Below are 21,227 nucleotides of genomic sequence, written 5' to 3'. Positions count from 1 at the left end.
TAGATACAGTACGATAGATTGGAATGTTATAGATAACTAGAAAGGATAAAATGATGATTGCCATAATCGATTATGATGCAGGAAATACTTTTAATGTGCAGAAAGCATTGCAGTATATCGGTCTTGATGCGGTGCTCACTGCCGATGCAGATACGATTTTGAATGCTGATGGTGTAATATTGCCTGGTGTAGGTGCGTATGCATCGGCAGTAGCGGTGCTCCGTGAGCGGGGGCTCATCGATGTCATTCACGAGGTGGTGAATCGCGAGATTCCTTTTCTCGGCATTTGTTTAGGTATGCAACTCTTGTTCGATGAATCTGAAGAGTATGGTCCTACTCCTGGATTGGGGATTATTCCAGGTACTGTAAAGGCCATCCCTAAGGACCTTGGTTTGCGCGTGCCTCATATGGGATGGAACCAAAATAAAGTGCATCGTCAAAACAGTATTTTTAGTGGCTTAGATGGACAATATACATATTTCGTTCACTCTTATTATGCTGATACAGACCCTAAATACGTGACCTCTACGGCGGATTATGGTATTCCTGTGCCTGGGATAGTGGAAAAAGGCTGCGTGTATGGCATGCAATTTCACCCAGAAAAAAGCGGCACCGTAGGGCTTAATTTGTTGCGTGCTTTTGGGGAGATTACGAAGTCTTAATATTAAAACACAATATTCTATAGAATTTATTGACAACATGTACACATAGTTGTATGATACTTACATAACATAATATTTGGCAAAGGCGCCTAGTTCCATTTTGGATCTAGGCGTCTTTGCTTTTAGTAGGAAAGGAGTTTATTATGATAGGTATCGACACAGGTAACACAGCGTGGGTCTTGTTGTGCGCAACACTCGTATTTTTTATGACCCCAGGACTTGCATTATTTTATGGTGGTATGGCACGAAGCAAAAATGTATTAGGAACTATCATGCAGAGCTTCTTTCTCATAGGCATTATTTCTGTTGAGTTTATTCTCATAGGGTACACCATGATTTTTGGTAATGATATAGGTGGTATGATTGGTGGTTTGGATAAGCTTGGCTTAGTTGGAACTGCACAAGAAGTATTGGATGCTACGAATATTCCTGAAATGGCTTTTGTTACTTTCCAATGTATGTTTGCGGTTCTTACACCGGCCATCATTAGTGGTTCTGTAACGGGGCGGATGCGGTTTGCACCATTTGTAGTATTTTCTGTATTGTGGGCTATTTTGATTTACAACCCTATGGCTCATTGGGTATGGGGTGGTGGCTTCCTTGCTGAATTAGGAGCTTTAGATTTTGCTGGTGGTCTTGTTATCCATGTATTGTCTGGTGTGTCTGGTTTAACACTTTGTATTTTACTCGGTCGTCGTCGTGGCTATGGTCGTATGCCAATGCTTCCTCATCATTTGCCAATGACGATTCTCGGCGCTTCTATCCTTTGGTTTGGTTGGTTTGGTTTTAATGCTGGCTCCGCTCTCGGTGTGGGCGATTTAGCAGCAAATGCGATGTTAACTACTCAAATTGCTGCTGCTATCGGTATTGTTGGTTGGGTCATTGCAGAAAGATTACATCGTGGTAAACCTACTGTATTAGGCGCTGCATCAGGTGCCATTGCTGGTCTTGTGGCGATTACACCAGCAGCAGGTTTTGTAACACCATTAGCATCTATTCCTATTGGTCTCATCGGTGCTATTAGTTGTTATGTAGCCGTCGCTATTTTGAAAAATAAATTCGGTTATGACGATTCTCTCGATGCTTTTGGTATTCACGGTGTAGGTGGTACATGGGGTGCCATTGCAACAGGTTTGTGGGCTACAACAATGGTTAATCCCGATGGAGCTGACGGACTGTTCTACGGTGGTGGTCTCTTGACTCCTCAATGTATATCTCTCGTAGTAGCTATTGTGTTTGCTGTAGTAGGTACTTTCATCATTTTCAAGGTTATTAGTATTGTTATGGATATGCGTGTTACTATCAGCGCTGAATCCCTTGGTATTGATATTAGCGAACATGGTGAAGGTGCGTACAATCAATCTGAATTTAAGAGTTCTGGGCGATTCATTACATCTGACCAAAATTCCTTGGTATAAATGATGATTGGTGAAAGCTACGTAATATTGTAGAAATTAGCACATCGTTAACATGATAAACATCATGTGAGTTAGGAAATTTCCTAACTAGTACATTGTTAACATGATAGCCATCGTGTGAGTCTGAAAGTTTCCTAATATAATACAATCGATAGGGAGAATGATTATGAAACGAATGAAAAAGGTAGATATCATTGCTCGGGCAGAGCAATTAGAAGACTTAAAGATAGCCTTAAATCGCATTGGTGTACAAGGTATGACCGTATCTCAAGTCTTTGGTTGTGGATTACAAAAAGGCCACACCGAGGTGTATAGAGGGCGTGAATACGATGTAAACCTCGTGCCTATGGTTAAGGTAGAAACGGTTGTTTGCGATGTGCCGGTGGATCTGGTGATGGATACCGCTCGTGACACTTTGCAAACTGGTGAAGTAGGGGATGGCAAAATCTTCGTATATGACGTGGAAGATGCAATGCGTATCCGCACCGGTACGAGAGGAACTAAAGCTGTTACAGATGATGAGGCGTAATGGCATCTAAATAATAAAAGCTGTGCAACATAGGGTATGCTGTACTGCGCCCTTAATATTAGATTTTTTAGGTCTAACATTAGGTGGGAGGCAGTACATACCTGTATTGCACAGCTTTTTATGTATATAGAATTAGTTTGAATGGCACGAATTCGATATGGTAGTGTAAAGCGTTTATAGGAGCATGTGACGGTAGGATTCTTATTTGTTGAGCTTGTTAAAATCTTCTGCCGCAGTTGGTGAAATTTCAATGCGTGTAGCACCTACAGCGAATGGTCCCAATTCGTATGGTTGGGTTGGTTTCATATACGAGCGGATAGGACAATTTCATAGTGCCGTCGGTTTGGGTTTGTTCTACTACGTAAGCATTAGAAGCAACACAGCCAAATACAGTAGCGATAAGAGCGGGAAGCAATAGTTTGCGTAACATGATGGAGACCTCCTGCAATCAAAGGATTATACAATATAATTTGGTAAATAGATTATATTCTTCTTTCGTACAAAATACAATAGATGTTGCCCCAATAATAGCTTTCATAAGTTATTATTGTTAAATGTTTGAGACACGTACTCATAAAGATATAGCTTTCACAGGAATACATATAGGTTGTACAGTAGCTAGTGAAGTAGTCCTTATATATAATATGTATGGTTATATTTTATTTGAAACTATATGGAAGTGTTATACTATACATATGATGAGGAAACTGCGCTCTTATTGGAGCAAATATAAACAATTATATAAGCAGGGGTTAAAAGGATTGGCTGCATTCATCTCTATTGGGGTGGTCATTATTTTTATACTCTTTACCATTGCTAGTCGTGGGATAGGCGTCATTTTCAATGAAGTTATGGCTAGTCAATCTATGATGAGGGGAACTATTACGGTAAGTAGCCTTAATGCGATGCCGTGGGGCACTATATCCTTTGAGGATTTAGTATGGTCTGATGCGGAAGGGAACGAATTGCTCCACGTGCCGAGTGGTAAGATTCGGGTTAGTATGTGGGATGTAATAACGCGGAATTTTAAAGCCTCTGCTATTCGTAGTATTGAGCTAAATGATGCGGTTATCGTTGCCGACTTAGATGATAATAATCGTTTTGATTTTGCACCGCTATCGCCAAATGTAAACAAATCTTTAGAAGAGGCGGAAAAAGGGGCGAAGAAACCAAAGAAAACAACCCAAGAACGGCAAGAAGAATTAGGTAAACAAGTGCGTAACTTCAATTGGAATGGTCAACAGTTAGACATGACTGTTGAATTGCACAATTGTCGAGTAGAATTATTTCAAAAGCACCGTCATTATGTAATGAATGATGTAAATGCTAAATTTGATGTTAATACACGGAGTGCTGTACAAATCGATGTTAGCACCGGTAAATTTGGTGGTACCGCCATTGGCGATAGTGTGAAAATGGTAGGTCGCATCAATATGAAACCCTTGGAGAAACGTCAAATGCCGACAGTGGACATGAAGCTGGACATTTTTGGTGTAGACCCGTCATCGCTAGGATTTGGCGATTCCATTCATGATAAAATGACATTGCTTACGTATGTTACTGGCGATTTAAACCGACCATTGGCAGCGGGTCGTGTGACTATGCCTATATTGCAAATCCCTGCACTTACCTTTGAAAATATCGTAGGTGATGTGGAATACCAAGATGGCATTCTCAATTTTAAAGAGGTATTTGCCAATGTGTACAAGGGGAAACTAGAGGCTCATGGAATGTATAACATCGATACTCGTGCCTATAAATTGTATGGTGTTGCTAAAGATTTGGACAGCAGTATGGCGTTGAAAACACCGGAATTTGACGTGCCTGTGTCGGCAAACCTCAACTTTGTTAGCCAAGGGCAGCCGAAGGATATGGAGGTATGGGGGAATTTTTGGTCTGGTGAGGGTCGTTATATGCTCATCCCTATTAAGGGGATTTCTGGTCAATTTCACAACAAAGGGCGTCATTTATCCTTTGCAGATGTGAAGGTAGAAACTCCGATTTCTGTTATCAGTACTGATGCGTTACATATCGATAATGGGGAACTCACCATGGGGCCTCTTAATATTACTTCACATGGTGGTAGTAATTTTATTCTCTATGATGAAAGCTCCTACGATGAGGTGGGAGAACAAATGGCTCGTATCACGAGTGGATTCCGTCAAGCTGGGGAAAACTCTAAAGAAATACAAGGAAATGTTAAATCTATACAAAATGCATATATTAAACCGCCGAGCGATATGAAAGAATCATTAGATTCAGTAAAGCAACGTATAGATAATGTATCGGAACGGTTTAAAAATATAAAACTTCGATGAAGTTTGTAGAATAGAGAATATCTGTGCCTATGATTGGAATAGGTTGAATGATATGCTCATGGTATAATAAACTATTATATATTACCTTATATATTACTTTATGTATTACCTATAGAAAGAAGGTCTCTCATGGCATCCGGCAGATCCGAACAAGAATTACAAGGCGTAACGATGTTAGGCCAAACAACAGATTATCCTACTGATTATGCGCCACAAGTATTAGAGGCGTTTGATAATAAACATCCTGATAATGATTATTTTGTTAAGTTTAATTGTCCAGAGTTTACTAGCCTTTGTCCTATGACGGGGCAACCAGACTTTGCCACTATTTATATTTCTTATGTACCAGATAAGAAAATGGTAGAATCTAAATCTCTAAAATTATATCTCTTTAGTTTCCGCAATCATGGGGACTTTCATGAGGACTGTATTAACATCATTATGAAGGATCTTGTGAAGTTGATGAATCCTAAATATATTGAAGTGTGGGGCAAATTTACACCGCGTGGCGGTTTGTCTATCGACCCGTATGCCAATTATGGTAAACCTGGTACCGATTGGGAACAAACGGCGAAAGAACGATTGCATTTCCATGATATGCAGCCAGAACGCGTAGCGTATAGATAATAATGGAAAATTATATAATTAGCGAAAGTGTTTCGTTTTTTATTTGCTTTCTCATTGGTATAGGCATATCTTTGCAACCGGGGTCTGTGATAGCGGGCGTCCATATTAGTCACCCTTTACGCAGTAATGGCAAACGTTGGTTTGCTTTTGTCATTATGTCCATCATTGTATTATTGTGTGATATGGCGGTGATGCATTTTTTAGAACTGTTTTACATATCTGCATATAGTATTACTGAGTATTTGGCTATATTGCAGAATCCTGTCGTATCCACGGGTATTCTTTTGGTGCTAGCCTTCAGTATTTTAGATTTGGCAGGCGTAGTGGATATTTCCCATGGTAAAAGAAACCTTATATTCCGGTATGAACAGATTAAGCAAGAATTAGTAGCGCCTAGTTGGGAAGAGCGGTATGTACAATCTCACTCTCAATCCGTACTCGCTTGCTTTGTATCCTTTATTTACATGTTGCGGGTTCCCTTGCGATCATCTTGGCCCTATGTGGTATGGGCGCTAAGCTGTAAAAGTATTGAAATCTTGCTCAATTTAGCATTGGTGTACTTGGTGCCTAAATGGGGTGCATTAACGCTCCTTTTGGGTGCTACCGATTCAGATGTTCCTGTATTAATGAGTAGTTTTATATGTACCTATCTCATTATGGGGTATCTCTATGGTCATCTTATCTTTCACTATGATGAAAGCAAACTCCGTACTGATGGTGTGCTAATCGGTCGTATTGTGGTTAATATTGCTGTCATTTTATCCATCATAGGACTTATCTTTGGATTTAGTTTGTTCTTCTATTTTTAAAGGTAGAGTTTGTATTCCTATATGTTAGCGACTGAGAAGAGAACGAGCTATTTAAACCGACTTGGAATTGTTATGGTAGAACCTAGTATGTTGGACTATATATCGCTTATAAACCCTTATAATTCCTATAAACTGCGGGTTTTAAAGGCTTCTATTTTTGTTGACATATATATTCCTAGGTGTTAAAGTAGGAATATGTATATAGAGTGTACAAATGATTATACCCCGTGTATAGTCAGGTAACGATAGTTGAAACCGTGACTTACGCCCTTGGGAGTATCCAAGGGCGTTTTCTTTTTAATAAGGTATTTACATGTTACTGTAGGCTCTATTGGGTGATTATAATTGTTTAGATTGTTTCAATTATAATCAAATTCGTACTATATTTCTTTACTATGTGTGAGAGAAGGTTTACCATGAGTCTTACCACGAATAATGCTATTGAATTGATTGGCAAAACACCGGTGTATCAAATTCCGAATACAAAAATTTATGTAAAATTGGAAAAGTATAATGTTGGTGGTTCTGTGAAAGACCGAGCTGTATTGGGAATGTTGACAGCTGCTAAGGAACAAGGTCGCATCCATGATGACAGCATTATTGTCGAAGCCACTAGTGGCAATACTGGCATTGCTCTTGCCATGGTAGGGGCTATGCTTAACATTAAAACTGTGATTATCATGCCTGAAAGCATGAGTAAGGAGCGGCGGGAACTCATTAAGGCTTATGGGGCTCAGCTCATTTTAACGCCTAAAGAAACAGGCATGAAAGGGGCTCTTGCAAGAGCTAATGAAATTTTAGATACCTATCCGAATGCTTTCACCTTAGGTCAATTTGTAAATCCTGCGAATCCAGATATTCACTATCGCACTACAGGCGAGGAAATCATAGAACAAGTACCTGAGGTAGATATTTTCGTCGCTGGTATCGGTACAGGCGGGACTTTCACAGGCGTAGTGCGTAAATTGCGTGAACATAATTCGAAGATACGCGCTATTGCAGTAGAACCGGCTGGTTCTCCGGTGATTACCGAAGGTAAGGGTGGACCTCACACCATTCAAGGTATTGGGGCTGGATTTATTCCTCATAATTTTGATCAATCTTTGATGGATGCAGCCTATACAGTTAGCGATGAAGCTGCTTTTACAGAAGTGCAAAGGTTTATGCGACAAAGTGGGATTTCCATCGGACTTAGTGCAGGGGCTGCCATTAGTACGGCAAAACGCATCAGTACTGAAGAACCGAACAAAACCATTGTTGTTATCGCACCAGATGGGGTGGAGAAATATCTATCTCTTATGGATTTTAAGAATACAGAGTATGTAAAATAGATACTATCGGTACAGCGAGATTGTAATACAGAAGCGGATAATAAAAACTGTGATGGAATATACAGTTTCAGATGCGTTCGTTTATGATAGAACTATAGTAGGAGAGTCATGTATGCGAAGTTTACGCGAGTTATGGGCTAAAATTCAATATAATATTCAACGCGTCATGGATTCTGACCCAGCCGCTACTAGTGTATGGATGGTCATTTGGACGTATCCACATATGACGGCCTTGTTTTGGCATTTTTTTGCGCATCGCTTGTACAAAGCGGGGTGGCCTACGTTGGCGCGCCGTGTAGCCTTGCATTCTCGTCATGTAACGGGGATTGAAATTCATCCCGGTGCTACTATCGGTAAAGGTTTATTCATCGATCATGGCATGGGGGTTGTTATCGGCGAAACTGCTATTGTAGGAGATAATGTAACTTTGTTTCACCAAGTTACATTAGGCGGTATGTCATCGCAAAAGGTGAAACGCCATCCTACTATTGAAAATGAAGTTCTCATCGGTACGGGCACAAAAATCCTTGGCGATATTACTATCGGTGCACGTACAAAAATTGGTTGTAATCTCGTAATTAAACACGATATTCCAGAGGATATGGTCATTTTTGAAACCGATCCAGAAAACATGTACGTTCGTAAACCTCGCCGTAATTCTAAAGCGCCTACTAAAGCGGAAAAGAAATTACCAGAAGATTATATTGAGTATTATATATAAGATAAACAGCATGCCTATTAATCGATATAGGTGTGCTGTTTTTGTATTATTACTGTTCATTACGTAAACTCTATGATTGTGAAACGGTATTGTACAGTGATTCTATGATTTCAAATAGCTTTATAGAGGGGACATGATGATAGCACTATAGTATGTATTAGGCATATTAAACTAATCGAAAAATATAAATATAGTTATTGACACAGATAATTATTATTGATATACTATCGATATAATCAATAATGATTATAAATTAAGATGATAATTAAGAGTTTATAAGTTATTTAAGGTACATATGACCTTATAAATCTAGTTGAAAATTAACGATGGAGGAAAATTATTATGAAAAATGTAGCACAAGTTAATCAATATTTAGCAGACCTTTCCGTGTGGAATGTAAAACTTCACAATTTACATTTTAATGTAGTAGGCCCACAGTTTAAATCTATTCATGAATACCTTGAGTCCGTCTATGATGTGGCATTTGATTACTTTGATGCAGTTGCAGAAGCTGTGAAAATGGCAGGCCAATTTCCATTGGTAAATTCAAAAGAATATGCTGCATTGTCTAAAATAGAAGAACTAGGTCAAGTAGATATTCCTCAAGCACAAGTTATTGAAATCTTGTTGAATGATTTTAAATATATGAAAGACCAAGCCCTTGCTATTCGTTCCGCTGCTAGTGAAGAAGATCATTTCGCTCTTTCTAACATGATGGAAGACCATGTAGAGTATTATGTAAAACAAATTTGGTTTATTGAATCCATGTTGAAATAATGTGATTGACAATGACTTATTGGGTATGATATGATTACCCAGTAAGCATGGAGGATTACTCAAGAGGCTGAAGAGGACGGTTTGCTAAATCGTTAGGGCGGGTTACCGTCGCTAGGGTTCGAATCCCTAATCCTCCGCCATGCTGAAGACCGCATATCCGATGGATGTGTGGTTTTTTTATTACCCGTATATATTCCATATGGGATTAACTCGTGGAGGTTATGATGAATCGTTTACAACATAGATTAATGGCTTCATTCATTGGAGGGGCCTTATTAGCAGGTGCCATTGGATTGTTATCGGCACATGCCGCAGAGATTCCTAGTGCTATTCCTGTGGAAGCCGGTGTAGTATCTGAGGTGAATATGGGTAGTACAGGTACAATTCGTAATCCAAACCTCATTACACCTAGTGATTGGACATATACGGCATTACAAACTTTGATTAAACATGAAGCTATTGAAGCGCCTACGGGTTTTGTTTTTGATGGGACTACATCCTACACAAAGGATGAGTTAATGCCGCTCATTGATAAAGTCATAGATAAACGAGAGCAAATGAATGACAATGATCGAACGTTTGCGCTCCGCATTTATCAAGAAAATATGCGTGATGTAATGAATTATCGCGTAGAGAAAGAGAAGAAAGAAAAATTAGAAAAACGACGTCAACAGGAAGAGAAAATGGCATCGAAACAAAAGGGGAAAGCAAAACTTTCTGAGGCTCAACAAGAGGCTTTAGATGCGGCTGCCGATGGAGTCAATAATAATAGTGAAAAGGCTCTTACAGAGGAACAAATTAAAGAGAAAATGAAGAAATTCAAAATCGATGATTCTCGTGTGAAGGTAGGTGGTGATGTGCGTATTCGTTACGGCAAAGCAGATAGTAAAAAATCCACCGTAGATAGTCGGGTACGTACAGAGTTGGCTTTCACCCTATAAAATATCTTCTGGCGTCGTAGGGAGAAACAATGTTTAATATAATAAAGAATAAACTGTTTACAGTCCATCAAAATGGTAAAGAGCAGGTCAGTGAGGTGTTTAAATACATTGGGCCGGGCATTATCGTTACGGTCGGCTTTATCGATCCTGGCAACTGGGCTGCCAATTTAGCGGCTGGTGCTAGTTTTGGTTATGAGTTACTATGGGTTGTTACTTTATCTACGATTATGCTCATTTTATTGCAACATAATGTGGCCCATTTAGGCATCGTTCGTGGGCAGTGCTTGGCGGAGTGCGCCTATGAATTTTTACCTCGTTGGTTATCTCGCATCGTGCTCAGTACTACCGGTATTGCGGCAGTAGCTACGGCGCTAGCAGAATTTATTGGCGCCGCTATTGCTTTAAAAATGCTTTTTAATGTGCCTCTTGTCATCGGTAGCGTCCTTACCGCGGTAGTGTGCACGGTGATGCTGGTGACGAATTCCTATCGTAAACTGGAACGCATCATTGCCGGTTTCGTATCCCTCATTGCTTTGGCATACTTGGTCGAGGTGAATATGGTCGATGTAGATTGGGTGGCAGCTGGTATCGGCTGGGTGAATCCTAGTATACCTAATGAATCCATGCTAGTTATCCTTAGCATTTTAGGTGCTGTCATTATGCCACATAATTTATTCTTGCACTCTGAAATTATTCAGAGCCGCCAATTCAATATCCAAGATGAGGCGGTGATGCAAAAACAATTACGTTATGAGTTCCTAGATACATTGGTGTCCATGGGAATTGGATGGATGATTAATTCTGCCATGATTCTCTTGGCTGCAGCGGTCTTTTTTTCTCATGGTATAGGCGTAACGGAATTAGAACAGGCTGAAGAATTGCTGCGACCTCTCATCGGCCCTGCGGCAGGTACTATATTTGCATTAGCATTGCTTTTTGCTGGCCTTGCATCGTCGGCTACAGCAGGCATGGCAGGGGCTAGCATTTTCGCTGGCATGTTTGGAGAGTCCTACGATATGAAGGATTTCCACAGTCGTTTTGGATTGGCACTCACCTATGTACCAGCGCTGTTGATGATTCTGTTTATTACAGACTCCTTTCAAGCGTTGCTTATTTCTCAAATGTTTCTCAGTTTACAATTGCCTATTACTATATTTTTGCAATTGTACATGACCAGTAGTCGTCGCGTTATGGGAAATTATGTGAACCGTAGATTTACAGGTGTTTTATTGTGGTCTATCGGTATTGTTGTGACAATAATGAATATATATTTACTCTATGTAGGGTAGAAAGTATGGTACAATAAGAGATAGGGTTTGTTGTGAAAGCAATCCCTATCTCTTACTTGTGTATCACCACATTTGTGGTACAAATTATTATATATGCTATAAGATTGATGATATAGGGGGCCCCATGGCGACTGAAAAAGAAACACCTGTTTTAAATGCACCATTACAATCTGATTATAATGAAGTAGTGTCTGATATTGCGGAAGAATTGTTAGCTCGTCTTAATATTGAAGAAGATGGTACCGTTATCGACATGTTCCAAACTGGTTCTTTTGACCCATGGCAACTGTTCGTGTTCTTCTCTGCCTTGGAGAAGGCGTTGCGCGATTTCCGCACCGATAAACGGAAGAAAACCGTCCTCATTCATGCCCAACCAGAGGCCCTTGTCGGTACTGGACATGTGGTAACACCTGTGTCTACCTTGCTTGAACATATTTTTATGACTCGCATCGGCGATATGAGCGATGGACGTTTGGAAACGGGCGTTCTTACTGTGTCTGGTGAAAGCATTGACTACGAAGGGGTGAATCTTAAAGGTCGTCACGTCGTTATTATCTGCGATATTCACGACAAGGAGTCTCAATACTTAACAGAATGTATTCGCCTCTGCAAAGAAATGAAAGCTGCTCATGTTATTGCCGTACCATTGATGGTATGGAACCCAGAGCTTATCGATCACCTCACAGAGGAATCTATTAAGGCGGAATTAGCCCATGAAAATCGTCCTCTCTCCTAGTAAAACTAAAACCCTGAGTGGTACGCCTACAGGGGCACATCATTTTAATCACATTACTGAGTCTATCGTGGCTCATGTGCAGACCCTTAATGCGGCAGCACTGGCTAAAATTTTGAAAATTAAAGATGATAAGGCGCAAGTTTTGTACGAGTTATATCAACAATTCAACTCCTTGCCTGTTGGTGCTGCTGGAGAAAGCTATGATGGCATTGCGTTTAAATATTTAGATTGGTCTACTTTAGATGACGCGACTAAGGCTTATGGTGAAAGCCACCTAGTAGTTATGTCCGCTCTGTATGGAGCTGTAGAACCCCATATGGAGATCTGCGAATATCGCCTTGATGTGGTAGATAAAATCGGCATTCCTCTCTATGAAGTATGGCATGAGGCAATGCATGAGTATTTTCATAATGAAAATTGGGTGTTAAATTTAGCGTCTAAAGAATATGCTAAAATGATTGCCCATCCAGTGGTGGTAACCGTTGAATTTTGGGAACAACGAGGCAATGTATATAAACAAATGAGCACGTCTTCGAAAATAAGCCGGGGCATGATGGCTCGGTATTGCTTGGAACACCGTATCGATAGTGTTTCAGCATTGCCTAGAGAGCTGAATGGATTCTATCTTGTTACAGATGTAATGGGCATCGATGTGCCATTAGAATCGATGACGATTCGGTATGAGAAAACAGCTGAAAATTAGTATACCTACATTCTGTTTTACTATTCCGGATAAGTGTAGGCAGGAATAGTCTAGTGTTGTATTACTTATAAATTTATAAAAATCGTGGACGGCTCACCAATAATCCAGTTGGTACAGGAATAATAGTCTAGAGTTGTATTACGTATAAATTGGTAAAGGAGGGATAATTGTTTGCAAGTGCAAGATATTTTAAAGAAAGACCTAGTTGGCGATGAATGGCTCACCGTTGACGAATTGCGGTATTTAATGTCTGTAACCGACGAGGAAGAGTTGCAGTTAATTTATAAAAAGGCGTATGAAGTGAAATCTCACTATGTACAGCCTATAGCGTATTATAGAGGACTCATTGAGTTTTCTAATCGCTGCATCAAGAATTGTAATTATTGTGGTATTCGTCGTGAAAATGATAAGACCGAGCGTTTTGATATGAATCGGGAAGACATCATTAAAATGGCGCAATGGGCATATGACCATGAATATGGTTCTATTACTTTGCAGTCTGGCGAACGCTGTGATGATGTGTTCGTCGATTATGTAGTAGACCTCATTCGCGATATTAAGGCCATCGGCGATGGTTCGTTAGGCATTACTATGTGCGTCGGAGAACAATCAGAAGAGGCGTATCGCCGTATGCGTGAGGCTGGTGCTAGTCGCTATTTATTGCGTATTGAAACGACAAACCCTGAATTATATAAAAAAATTCATCCTCACGATGAACTTCACTCCTTTGATACTCGCGTAGAATGTTTACGCCGTTTGCGCCGCGTAGGATTTCAAGTGGGCACAGGCGTTATGATTGGTTTGCCAGGTCAAACAGAAGAAGATTTAGTAAACGACATTCTCTTCTACCGCGATATGGATATTGATATGATTGGCATGGGTCCTTATGTGGTACATCACGATACACCATTAGGACAAGAAGCTTTGGCGATGGGAATCGACACCGAAGAAGGCAAATTGAAACGCATTCAATTAGGTTTAAAAATGATCGCTTTAACCCGTCTATTCTTAAAAGACGTAAATATCGCTGCTACAACAGCACTTCAAGCGTTAGATAAATTAGGACGAGAAAAAGGGCTTCAAGCAGGAGCTAATATCTTGATGCCTATCATTACTATTCCAGAACATCGCGGGAAATACCTTCTCTACGATAACAAACCATGCGTAGACGACAATGCTGATAAATGTAAAGACTGCTTAACACGTCGCGTTATGTCCATCGGTGATACCGTTGGCTGGAAACAAAACGGCGACTCTAAGCATTATGGGAAACGGACAGGGTTGTTTTAACTGCATATGAATAAAATTCCGTTATACACTTACGGGGATATTGACTAGATGGTAGTTAAGCTTTTGGTGTATAAAACGGGGTTATAATAAATGTTGGGGTGACACCTGTGGTGTGGCTCCAACATTTATTTTTGGCATAAAAGTTATATGAAATTAATTATTGAAGTTCGATTTTAGAAAATATTTTTATTGTTAAAGAGGACTTTTACCCCCACACGTCGAAACCTTATAACAAGAGCATAAATTTCTTGTAAGGAGGCGATTCCGATGAAAGAGTATAGCAGTAACCAAATTCGTAATGTAGCTGTTGTGTCCCATGATGGGGCAGGCAAAACGGCACTCGTTGAATCGTTGTTATTAACCTCTGGTGCCGTCGATTTTGTTGGCCGTGGTCAAGATAATAAACATATTATGGATTTTGAACCGGAGGAAATTAAACGGAATGTGACTATCCAATTGGGGATGGCGCCTTGTGAATGGAAAGACCATAAAGTCAATTTTATCGATACTCCAGGTTACAACGAGTTTCACGGAGAGGTGAGGGCTGCATTGCGTGCTTGTGATGGCATGCTCATGGTATTGTCCGCCACATCTGGTGTAGAAACAGATACGATACGAGCTTGGGATTACGCTGTGGAATTGCAAATGCCGCGCATGGCTTTCATTAATAAAATGGATGTTCCTGGCGCCGATTTTTTCGGTACCATTGAACGGATGCGCGAATTATTTGGCAAGGCCATCATGCCATTGCAAATTCCTATTGGTGATGGTGAAAGTTTTGAAGGTGTTATAGACGTAGCTAAAATGACTGCGTTTATATATAAGGACGGCCAACCAACAGAGGTCGCTGTACCAGCTCATCTTGTGGAAAAGGCTCAAGAAATACGGGAATTAACCGTAGAGGCTGCGGCTGAAGGTAGCGATGAATTGTTGGAGAAATATTTAGAAGGCGAAGAGCTTTCATTAGAAGAAATTCGCCAAGGTCTACGCGAAGGGATGATTACTGGCCGTGTGTGCCCAATCATGTGTGGCAGTGCTACTTCTCGTATTGGGCTTGATCAAGTGTTAGATCGAATGATTCGTTACATGCCAGATGCTACTAAAAAGGTGATGACGGCCACAGAGGCAGTCAGTGGTGATCAATGTGTAGTACATGTTGATAAACCGTTAACAGCATTCGTATTTAAAACACTGCTTGACCCATTCGCAGGCAAACAAAGTTTTGTACGTATCTTCTCTGGTGAACTCAAAGAAGGTGATAAGTTATTTGATGTAAATCAAGGGGCCGAGGAAAAATGGACTAAGATGGTTACCCTCATAGGGAAGCAACAAATTCCTGTATCCGTTGCAAAGGCTGGCGATATCGTAGTGATACCGAAATTGCCAAATGCGAAAACCGGTGATACCTTGACATCGCTTGATTTTAAGGTGAAATATGATGCTATTCGTTTCCCTCAACCTCTCTACACTGTGGCTATGGAACCAGTGAAAAAAGGTGAGGAGGAGAAAATAGCTACTGCTGTATTTAAAATAGCCGAAGAAGACCCAACTTGTGTAGTGGTAAAAAATCCAGAGGCTCGCCAATTGCAAATTGAATGTATGGGCGAAGTTCATTTGGAACATATCTTAAGCAAGATGGACCGTAAATACGGTGTACAAGTGAAATTGGTGAAACCATACATTCCATACCGTGAGACCATAAAAGGTTCTGCAGAAACAGAATCAAAATATAAAAAACAAAGTGGCGGGCATGGTCAATATGGTCACGTTAAAATTCAAGTTGATCCATTATATGATGGGGAAGAGTTTGCTTTTGTAGACAAAATTTTTGGCGGTGCTGTACCGCGGCAATATATTCCAGCAGTGGAGAAGGGTGCCAAAGAAACCCTAGAAAAAGGCTTAATTGCAGGATATCCTATGATTGGTGTGCAGGTGACACTCTTGGATGGATCGTATCATACGGTAGATTCTTCAGAGCTAGCTTTCAAAGTGGCTACGTCACAAGCTATCAAGGATGTAATTCCGAAGGCGAAACCAATCCTATTAGAACCTATTTATGAAGTCAACGTGTTTGCTCCTGACGCTTGCATGGGTGACATTATGGGGGATCTTAATAGTCGAAGAGGTCGCGTATTAGGCATGGAACAAAGTGAACGACCTGGTATATCCGTTGTAAAGGCACAAGTACCATTGGCAGAAATGTCAGATTATGTAACTGTTTTGCGCTCTATTACACAAGGACAAGGCGTATTTAATCGCCAGTTCTACAGTTATGAAGAGGTTCCTCACAAAGAGGCAGATGCAATTATCGCGGCTTATAAGGAATCTGATGAATAATGTAAGAACCAATGCGGTATCCATGTGTAAAAAGTAATCACAACTGAATCTAATCGAATATAGCATAACAATTGACATTACGTCATAAAACTGAATAGTATTTTACAAAACCTCCGTATATGTAGCGTACGGAGGTTTTTCTTGTGCTATAATTAAGAAAAGTTACTTTTACGAAAGGTTGGTTAAGATGTTTTTCTCTTCTATTTATGCAGACTACACAAAAATGGGCTACCCTGCGGCCATCGTGCGGGCCTTAGATTTTCTTAAACATACAGATTTAGCATCTTTACCTGGTGGGCGTCATGAAATAGAAGGTTCTTTGATGTACGCCAATGTCGATGATGTGCAAACAAAAGAGTTTTCCGCTACAAAACCAGAGTCTCATAAGGAATATATCGATATTCAATTCATGGTGTGCGGCGAGGAGAATATGGGGTTCTTTGTAGACCGTGGTTTAGTAGCACCTATCGAATCCTATCCAGAACGAGATTGTTATTTCTATCCAAATGAAGCACATGATGAAGGTGTGATTCATTGCCCAGAAGGTTATTATACGGTGTTTTTCCCGTCTGATATTCATCGTCCATTACTGGCTGTTCATGAACCAATCTCTATTCGTAAGGTTGTTGTAAAGGTGCACGTGTCTTTGTTACATGAGTAATGTACTAAACTATGTGTCGATTATATTAGATATGTATTGTTCGTATCGAATTAGACTACATTATTAGATTGAGAAGCGTAAGGAGGCGTTCTATGACCCGCTATGAATGGATTGGCATTGCGTTAACCTTGTTAGGCGCTACGTTGTGGGGCGTTTCTGGTACGTCGGTGCAATTCATAGGTAATTATCGACATATGAATTTAGAATGGCTCATCACCATGCGCCTCACTACGGCTGGATTGTTGACCGTCCTCTATGCATGGTTTCGTCAAGGTAATTCTATTTTCGATGTATTCCGTAATTGGCGTGATACGATAAGCCTCGTTATATTCGGTGTATTCGGTATGGCGTTATGTCAGTATACCTATTTCCGCTCCATTGTTATCGCTGGAGCCGGCATCGCTACGGTGCTACAATACTTGGCGCCGTCCATGATTATCATCTACTTGCTGCTCCGTTACGGCAAACGCCCTACTAGAGGAGAACTCATTTCCGTAATTCTTGCCTTGGCAGGCACGATTTGTCTGATGGGAAATGATAGTTTTTCTGTTGAAAGCTTCCGTTCTGATGTGCTGTTTTGGGGATTATTGTCGGCCGTAGGTGTAGCTGTATATAGCGTTTCCCCTGTACGTTTACTAGCTACTTATGGGACTGTACCCATGGTGGGGTGGGGGATGCTTATTAGTGGAATCATGGCTGGCTTGTTATTCCAGCAGCCTCATTCGTATGCTGAATGGGATGTTTGGACTATGATTGGTTGCTTCAATGTAGTATTCCTCGGAACCATTGTATCATTCAATGCCTATTTAGAAGGTGTTAAGCGTATTGGCGCTGTGTCTGGATCCATACTTTCATCGGTAGAACCCATATCGGCAGCATTTTTCGGATGGGCTTTGTTAGATAATCAATTTAGTCTGCTCGGTATTATTGGCATGGCTATGATTATTGGCACTGTTATTATTACGTCTTTAGAGAAACGAAATAGTGATTAATATATGTGAAAAGGACATCACTTCTAGATAGGAAAGTGATGTCCTTTTACTATGTCCATTAGTATTGCTAAGTTACATATCCTTTGTTAAGATGAATGTATTATTTGAGGTATAGGGAGGGATTATAGATGGAGGAGAAACAGTGGATTGGCATGGGGCTCGCCATCCTTGGAGCCCTATTGTGGGGACTTTCAGGAACGGCAGTACAGTTTTTAGAGAATGCAAAACATATCAATATCGAATGGTTATTAGAGGTGCGGTTGCTCGTGGCTGGTGCGTTGACCATTTTGTTAGCTTATGTGAAAGATGGAAGTAACATTTTCAACGTGTTCAAAAATGCCAAGGATTTCGGCAAATTGCTCGTATTTGGCATATTTGGTATCGCCATGGCTCAATATACCTATTTCCAAGCCATCATGTTATCTGGTGTTGGGGTAGCCACTGTATTGCAATACGTAGCACCGACTATGCTCATTGTTTATTTATTTGTGCGCTATTTTAAAATCCCTAGTATCGGCGAAGTGCTCAGTATCATTCTTGCTATGGCTGGCACGGTGTGTATGGTCTTGCAAGAAGGTCTAGATTTCTCTAATTTTAATGCCTACGCATTGTTATGGGGGCTGTTATCTGCGGCAGGTATCTGTGTGTATTCCTTGCAACCCATAGAACTATTGAAGAAATATAGCGCCATGTCCATCGTTGGTTTTGCTATGTTTCTCTGCGGTATCATGGCTGTAGGGATATTCCATAATTTTGAGTCCCACGCTATCTGGGACGGCATGACATGGCTCGGCTTATTTACAGTCATCATCTTAGGAACAGTCGTTTCTTTTAACGTTTATATCGAAGGCGTGCGCCGTATCGGTGCTGTACAAGGATCTATTTTGTCATCCTTAGAACCTATCTCAGCGGCCCTCTTCGGATGGGCTCTATTGGGCAATGAATTTACCCTCCTTGGCATTTTTGGTATGATACTCATCCTTACAACAGTATTTATCATTGCCTATGAAAAACAGCGGAAACTAAAAAGAGAAGTAATGGCGCATTTGAGTCGGAAATAGTATGAGTCGGAAATAATAAAAGAACTTTATATCTCTCTAGGCCTCGGCTGGCCTGATTCCCGTTCGGGGGCCAAAGCTCGGCTACGAGAGATATAAAGTTCTTTTTTTTACATTTCGCCTCGGCAGCCCATCAGAAGGGGCCAAAGCTCGGCTGCGAGAGATATAAAGTTCTTTTTTTACATTTCGCCTCGGCAGTCCATCAGAAGGGGCCAAAGCTCGGCTACGAGAGATATAAAGTTCTTTTTTTACATTTCGCCTCGGCAGTCCGTCAGAAGGGGCCAGCCGAGGCCTAGAGAGAACATCATCTCTTTTTTCTTAAGGACGGACTATTTTAATTTCAATCCTATCCAAAGTGCAGTAAGTATAAATAACCCACCGCTGACCCAGAAGAGTGTGGTAAATCCTAACCACGCCATAAGGCTAGATCCACCGATGGCGCCGAGGAAATAGCCGAAGAAGAGACTAGATTGGTTGTAGGAGAATATTTGTCCTGTAAATTCACGAGGTGTTTTAGACGATAAATAGGTGTTTAATGCAGGGAGCATACCGCCAAGTCCGAATCCTTGGAGGAATCGAATGGTTGCTAGTTGGTAAATGTCTGTTACGTAGGCTTGTGGTATGTTAAGTATTCCTACATAAATTAGTGATACTACAAGAACTTTGCGGGGGCCGATTTTATCTACTAATTTGCCCAGTGGTGAACTGCTGAGTAATTGAGCTATCCCCATGGCGGAGAATACGGCGCCGGCGATGAATGCTAAATTTTCTGTGTTACTAGGTACGATGCCTTTAATATATACGGAAATGATAGGTTGTAATGACATAATACAAATTGCATATATGAAGGATGCTACACATAATGCAATGATGCTGTTAAATTCAGGGATTTTTTCTTTTAATTTGGCAATGGTTAATTTTTCCACATCTGGCTTTGGTTGATAATTTTCGTGGATAAAGATGGTTGCTAATATGCCAGCCACTCCCATGAGGATGCCGACGAGGATGAAATCATTGCGAATACCTACAGTGTCCGCAATATAGCCACCTAGCAAAGGTCCAATGAGGGAACCTGCTAAATTGGCAGATGCCAACATACCAAGGGCCCAGCCCGTTCTTTCAAATGGCGTTTCTGATGCAATGAGGGTGATGGTGGCTGTGTAAAACCCGCTTACTAAACCTTGAATGAGGCGGATGAACACCACCCCTTCAGGTGTCGTTTGAAAAGCAATTAAAATATTACATAACGCCATGCCGAAACTAGAGCGAATTAATGTGATTTTGCGACCTCTCCGATCTGCTAATCGCCCCCAAAACGGCGCGGCTAAACAGACGATGAGAAATGTAATTCCCGTAGCCAAACCAGACCATAGGGACATGGCCTCTGGTGTTTCTACTCCTAAATCATGAAAATAAAGAGGTAGAATTGGTGCCAATTGACTGACCCCAAAAGAGGTACATAAAACGCAGATTAAACTTATATATACCGTTCGTTTCCAAGTTTCCATAAGAGCTCCTTTTACATAAATTGTATGTTCAATGGTTCGTTTATATACATAACTAAACTCCTTAGTATTAGTATACCTTTTTTTAATGCAAAAATGACATTGGAAAGCATAAAAATAATGCAAAAACTACATTCAAAATAACAAAACTTATGCAAATATAACATCGCGATGCTGTTTTTGCATAAGTTTTCTCTTCTATTAAATTTGATGTTTATGGCTTTCAAACATATTATGAATTATTTTATATAATCAAAAAACAGTTGTTGACTTTTATTCTATAGAAAACGTATAATTGAATCATAATTTTATACTCGCCTACATAAACCGATGAGGTGGAGATAAAAATAGGAAATGCACTCACAGAGAGCGGGATTAGCTGAGAACCCGTAGTATGCAGCTTATTAAATGGACCACCGAGGGCGCAGGGAACGGAATGAGTTTTCACATATATCATTCCTAGTATGGTGCGACGTCACACGAGCGTTAGTCGTGAGGGATATGTTAGTATCCTGCGAAAGGG

Annotated in this window: 20 protein-coding genes and 1 tRNA gene; 19 read left to right on the top strand and 2 right to left on the bottom strand. The window is 40.5% G+C overall.

Going from position 1 to position 21,227, the window contains the following annotated elements; genetic code table 11:
• The first annotated feature begins 53 nt into the window (after window positions 1-53).
• From hisH to EO120_RS02535, 3 genes are all read left to right on the top strand, one after another.
• Window positions 54-662, top strand: a complete 609-nt coding sequence (gene hisH / locus EO120_RS02545; protein WP_127133987.1) for an imidazole glycerol phosphate synthase subunit HisH — start codon at window positions 54-56, stop codon at window positions 660-662.
• Between the two features lie 143 nt (window positions 663-805).
• A complete protein-coding gene (locus tag EO120_RS02540; RefSeq protein WP_127133941.1) occupies window positions 806-2,080 on the top strand; it encodes an ammonium transporter in 1,275 nt (424 codons plus the stop codon).
• Window positions 2,081-2,246: 166 nt separating this feature from the next.
• Entirely contained in the window at window positions 2,247-2,609 is a 363-nt protein-coding gene (locus tag EO120_RS02535; protein ID WP_127133940.1) for a P-II family nitrogen regulator, read from the top strand.
• Window positions 2,610-2,856: 247 nt separating this feature from the next.
• Here EO120_RS02535 and EO120_RS02530 read toward each other — a convergent pair whose 3' ends face one another.
• A complete protein-coding gene (locus EO120_RS02530) occupies window positions 2,857-3,039 on the bottom strand; it encodes a hypothetical protein (protein ID WP_127133939.1) in 183 nt (60 codons plus the stop codon).
• 265 nt (window positions 3,040-3,304) lie between these two features.
• On the opposite strand from EO120_RS02530, the gene EO120_RS02525 reads away from it, so the two are divergent.
• The 16 genes from EO120_RS02525 to EO120_RS02450 all read left to right on the top strand — a co-directional run bounded on the left by EO120_RS02525 (window position 3,305) and on the right by EO120_RS02450 (window position 19,202).
• Entirely contained in the window at window positions 3,305-4,927 is a 1,623-nt protein-coding gene (locus EO120_RS02525; RefSeq protein WP_127133938.1) for a translocation/assembly module TamB domain-containing protein, read from the top strand.
• 129 nt (window positions 4,928-5,056) lie between these two features.
• On the top strand, window positions 5,057-5,554 hold the full coding sequence (gene queF / locus EO120_RS02520) for a preQ(1) synthase (protein ID WP_127133937.1): 498 nt from the start codon (window positions 5,057-5,059) through the stop codon (window positions 5,552-5,554).
• A gap of 71 nt (window positions 5,555-5,625) precedes the next feature.
• Entirely contained in the window at window positions 5,626-6,363 is a 738-nt protein-coding gene (locus tag EO120_RS02515; protein ID WP_127133936.1) for a hypothetical protein, read from the top strand.
• A 416-nt stretch (window positions 6,364-6,779) separates the two neighbouring features.
• Complete coding sequence (locus EO120_RS02510) at window positions 6,780-7,694, top strand: PLP-dependent cysteine synthase family protein (protein WP_127133935.1); 915 nt, start codon at window positions 6,780-6,782, stop codon at window positions 7,692-7,694.
• A gap of 112 nt (window positions 7,695-7,806) precedes the next feature.
• Window positions 7,807-8,415, top strand: a complete 609-nt coding sequence (gene epsC / locus EO120_RS02505) for a serine O-acetyltransferase EpsC (protein WP_127133934.1) — start codon at window positions 7,807-7,809, stop codon at window positions 8,413-8,415.
• Window positions 8,416-8,757: 342 nt separating this feature from the next.
• The gene (locus EO120_RS02500; protein WP_127133933.1) at window positions 8,758-9,192 is read left to right on the top strand and encodes a Dps family protein; all 435 of its coding nucleotides are present in this window, start codon (window positions 8,758-8,760) and stop codon (window positions 9,190-9,192) included.
• Between the two features lie 49 nt (window positions 9,193-9,241).
• A tRNA-Ser gene (locus tag EO120_RS02495) sits at window positions 9,242-9,332 on the top strand.
• Between the two features lie 84 nt (window positions 9,333-9,416).
• On the top strand, window positions 9,417-10,133 hold the full coding sequence (locus tag EO120_RS02490) for a hypothetical protein (RefSeq protein ID WP_127133932.1): 717 nt from the start codon (window positions 9,417-9,419) through the stop codon (window positions 10,131-10,133).
• A 29-nt stretch (window positions 10,134-10,162) separates the two neighbouring features.
• Window positions 10,163-11,422, top strand: coding sequence for an Nramp family divalent metal transporter (locus tag EO120_RS02485; RefSeq protein ID WP_127133931.1), 1,260 nt, complete (start codon window positions 10,163-10,165; stop codon window positions 11,420-11,422).
• Between the two features lie 124 nt (window positions 11,423-11,546).
• Window positions 11,547-12,158 carry a hypothetical protein gene (locus EO120_RS02480; RefSeq protein ID WP_127133930.1) on the top strand — a complete coding sequence of 204 codons (612 nt, stop codon included), beginning with the start codon at window positions 11,547-11,549 and terminating at the stop codon, window positions 12,156-12,158.
• A complete protein-coding gene (locus EO120_RS02475; protein WP_127133929.1) occupies window positions 12,136-12,861 on the top strand; it encodes a YaaA family protein in 726 nt (241 codons plus the stop codon). The genes EO120_RS02480 and EO120_RS02475 overlap by 23 nt, the downstream gene beginning before the upstream one ends.
• A gap of 171 nt (window positions 12,862-13,032) precedes the next feature.
• Window positions 13,033-14,151, top strand: a complete 1,119-nt coding sequence (hydE, locus tag EO120_RS02470) for a [FeFe] hydrogenase H-cluster radical SAM maturase HydE (protein WP_127133928.1) — start codon at window positions 13,033-13,035, stop codon at window positions 14,149-14,151.
• A gap of 267 nt (window positions 14,152-14,418) precedes the next feature.
• Entirely contained in the window at window positions 14,419-16,488 is a 2,070-nt protein-coding gene (gene fusA / locus EO120_RS02465) for an elongation factor G (RefSeq protein ID WP_127133927.1), read from the top strand.
• 187 nt (window positions 16,489-16,675) lie between these two features.
• Window positions 16,676-17,149, top strand: a complete 474-nt coding sequence (locus tag EO120_RS02460) for a NanQ anomerase/TabA/YiaL family protein (RefSeq protein WP_127133926.1) — start codon at window positions 16,676-16,678, stop codon at window positions 17,147-17,149.
• A gap of 92 nt (window positions 17,150-17,241) precedes the next feature.
• A complete protein-coding gene (locus tag EO120_RS02455) occupies window positions 17,242-18,141 on the top strand; it encodes a DMT family transporter (RefSeq protein WP_127133925.1) in 900 nt (299 codons plus the stop codon).
• 128 nt (window positions 18,142-18,269) lie between these two features.
• A complete protein-coding gene (locus tag EO120_RS02450) occupies window positions 18,270-19,202 on the top strand; it encodes a DMT family transporter (RefSeq protein WP_127133924.1) in 933 nt (310 codons plus the stop codon).
• Between the two features lie 326 nt (window positions 19,203-19,528).
• Here EO120_RS02450 and EO120_RS02445 read toward each other — a convergent pair whose 3' ends face one another.
• Window positions 19,529-20,830, bottom strand: coding sequence for an MFS transporter (locus EO120_RS02445; protein ID WP_127133923.1), 1,302 nt, complete (start codon window positions 20,828-20,830; stop codon window positions 19,529-19,531).
• Window positions 20,831-21,227 lie beyond the last annotated feature (397 nt).

Source organism: Veillonella caviae, from assembly GCF_003992125.1.
In the GTDB taxonomy this organism is placed as follows: Bacteria; Bacillota; Negativicutes; order Veillonellales; family Veillonellaceae; genus Veillonella; species Veillonella caviae.
The sequence above is the reverse complement of the archived record's forward strand: the minus strand, read 5'-3'. Positions and strand labels throughout refer to the sequence as shown.

Coding starts and splice junctions, on each gene's coding strand:
- EO120_RS02510 (WP_127133935.1), top strand. CDS start 6,780: ATGAGTCTTACCACGAATAATGCTATTGAATTGATTGGCAAAACACCG.
- EO120_RS02490 (WP_127133932.1), top strand. CDS start 9,417: ATGAATCGTTTACAACATAGATTAATGGCTTCATTCATTGGAGGGGCC.
- epsC (WP_127133934.1), top strand. CDS start 7,807: ATGCGAAGTTTACGCGAGTTATGGGCTAAAATTCAATATAATATTCAA.
- EO120_RS02475 (WP_127133929.1), top strand. CDS start 12,136: ATGAAAATCGTCCTCTCTCCTAGTAAAACTAAAACCCTGAGTGGTACG.
- EO120_RS02455 (WP_127133925.1), top strand. CDS start 17,242: ATGACCCGCTATGAATGGATTGGCATTGCGTTAACCTTGTTAGGCGCT.
- EO120_RS02535 (WP_127133940.1), top strand. CDS start 2,247: ATGAAACGAATGAAAAAGGTAGATATCATTGCTCGGGCAGAGCAATTA.
- EO120_RS02480 (WP_127133930.1), top strand. CDS start 11,547: ATGGCGACTGAAAAAGAAACACCTGTTTTAAATGCACCATTACAATCT.
- EO120_RS02525 (WP_127133938.1), top strand. CDS start 3,305: ATGATGAGGAAACTGCGCTCTTATTGGAGCAAATATAAACAATTATAT.
- EO120_RS02500 (WP_127133933.1), top strand. CDS start 8,758: ATGAAAAATGTAGCACAAGTTAATCAATATTTAGCAGACCTTTCCGTG.
- EO120_RS02450 (WP_127133924.1), top strand. CDS start 18,270: ATGGAGGAGAAACAGTGGATTGGCATGGGGCTCGCCATCCTTGGAGCC.
- EO120_RS02530 (WP_127133939.1), bottom strand. CDS start 3,039: ATGTTACGCAAACTATTGCTTCCCGCTCTTATCGCTACTGTATTTGGC.
- EO120_RS02460 (WP_127133926.1), top strand. CDS start 16,676: ATGTTTTTCTCTTCTATTTATGCAGACTACACAAAAATGGGCTACCCT.
- EO120_RS02540 (WP_127133941.1), top strand. CDS start 806: ATGATAGGTATCGACACAGGTAACACAGCGTGGGTCTTGTTGTGCGCA.
- fusA (WP_127133927.1), top strand. CDS start 14,419: ATGAAAGAGTATAGCAGTAACCAAATTCGTAATGTAGCTGTTGTGTCC.
- EO120_RS02485 (WP_127133931.1), top strand. CDS start 10,163: ATGTTTAATATAATAAAGAATAAACTGTTTACAGTCCATCAAAATGGT.
- hisH (WP_127133987.1), top strand. CDS start 54: ATGATTGCCATAATCGATTATGATGCAGGAAATACTTTTAATGTGCAG.
- queF (WP_127133937.1), top strand. CDS start 5,057: ATGGCATCCGGCAGATCCGAACAAGAATTACAAGGCGTAACGATGTTA.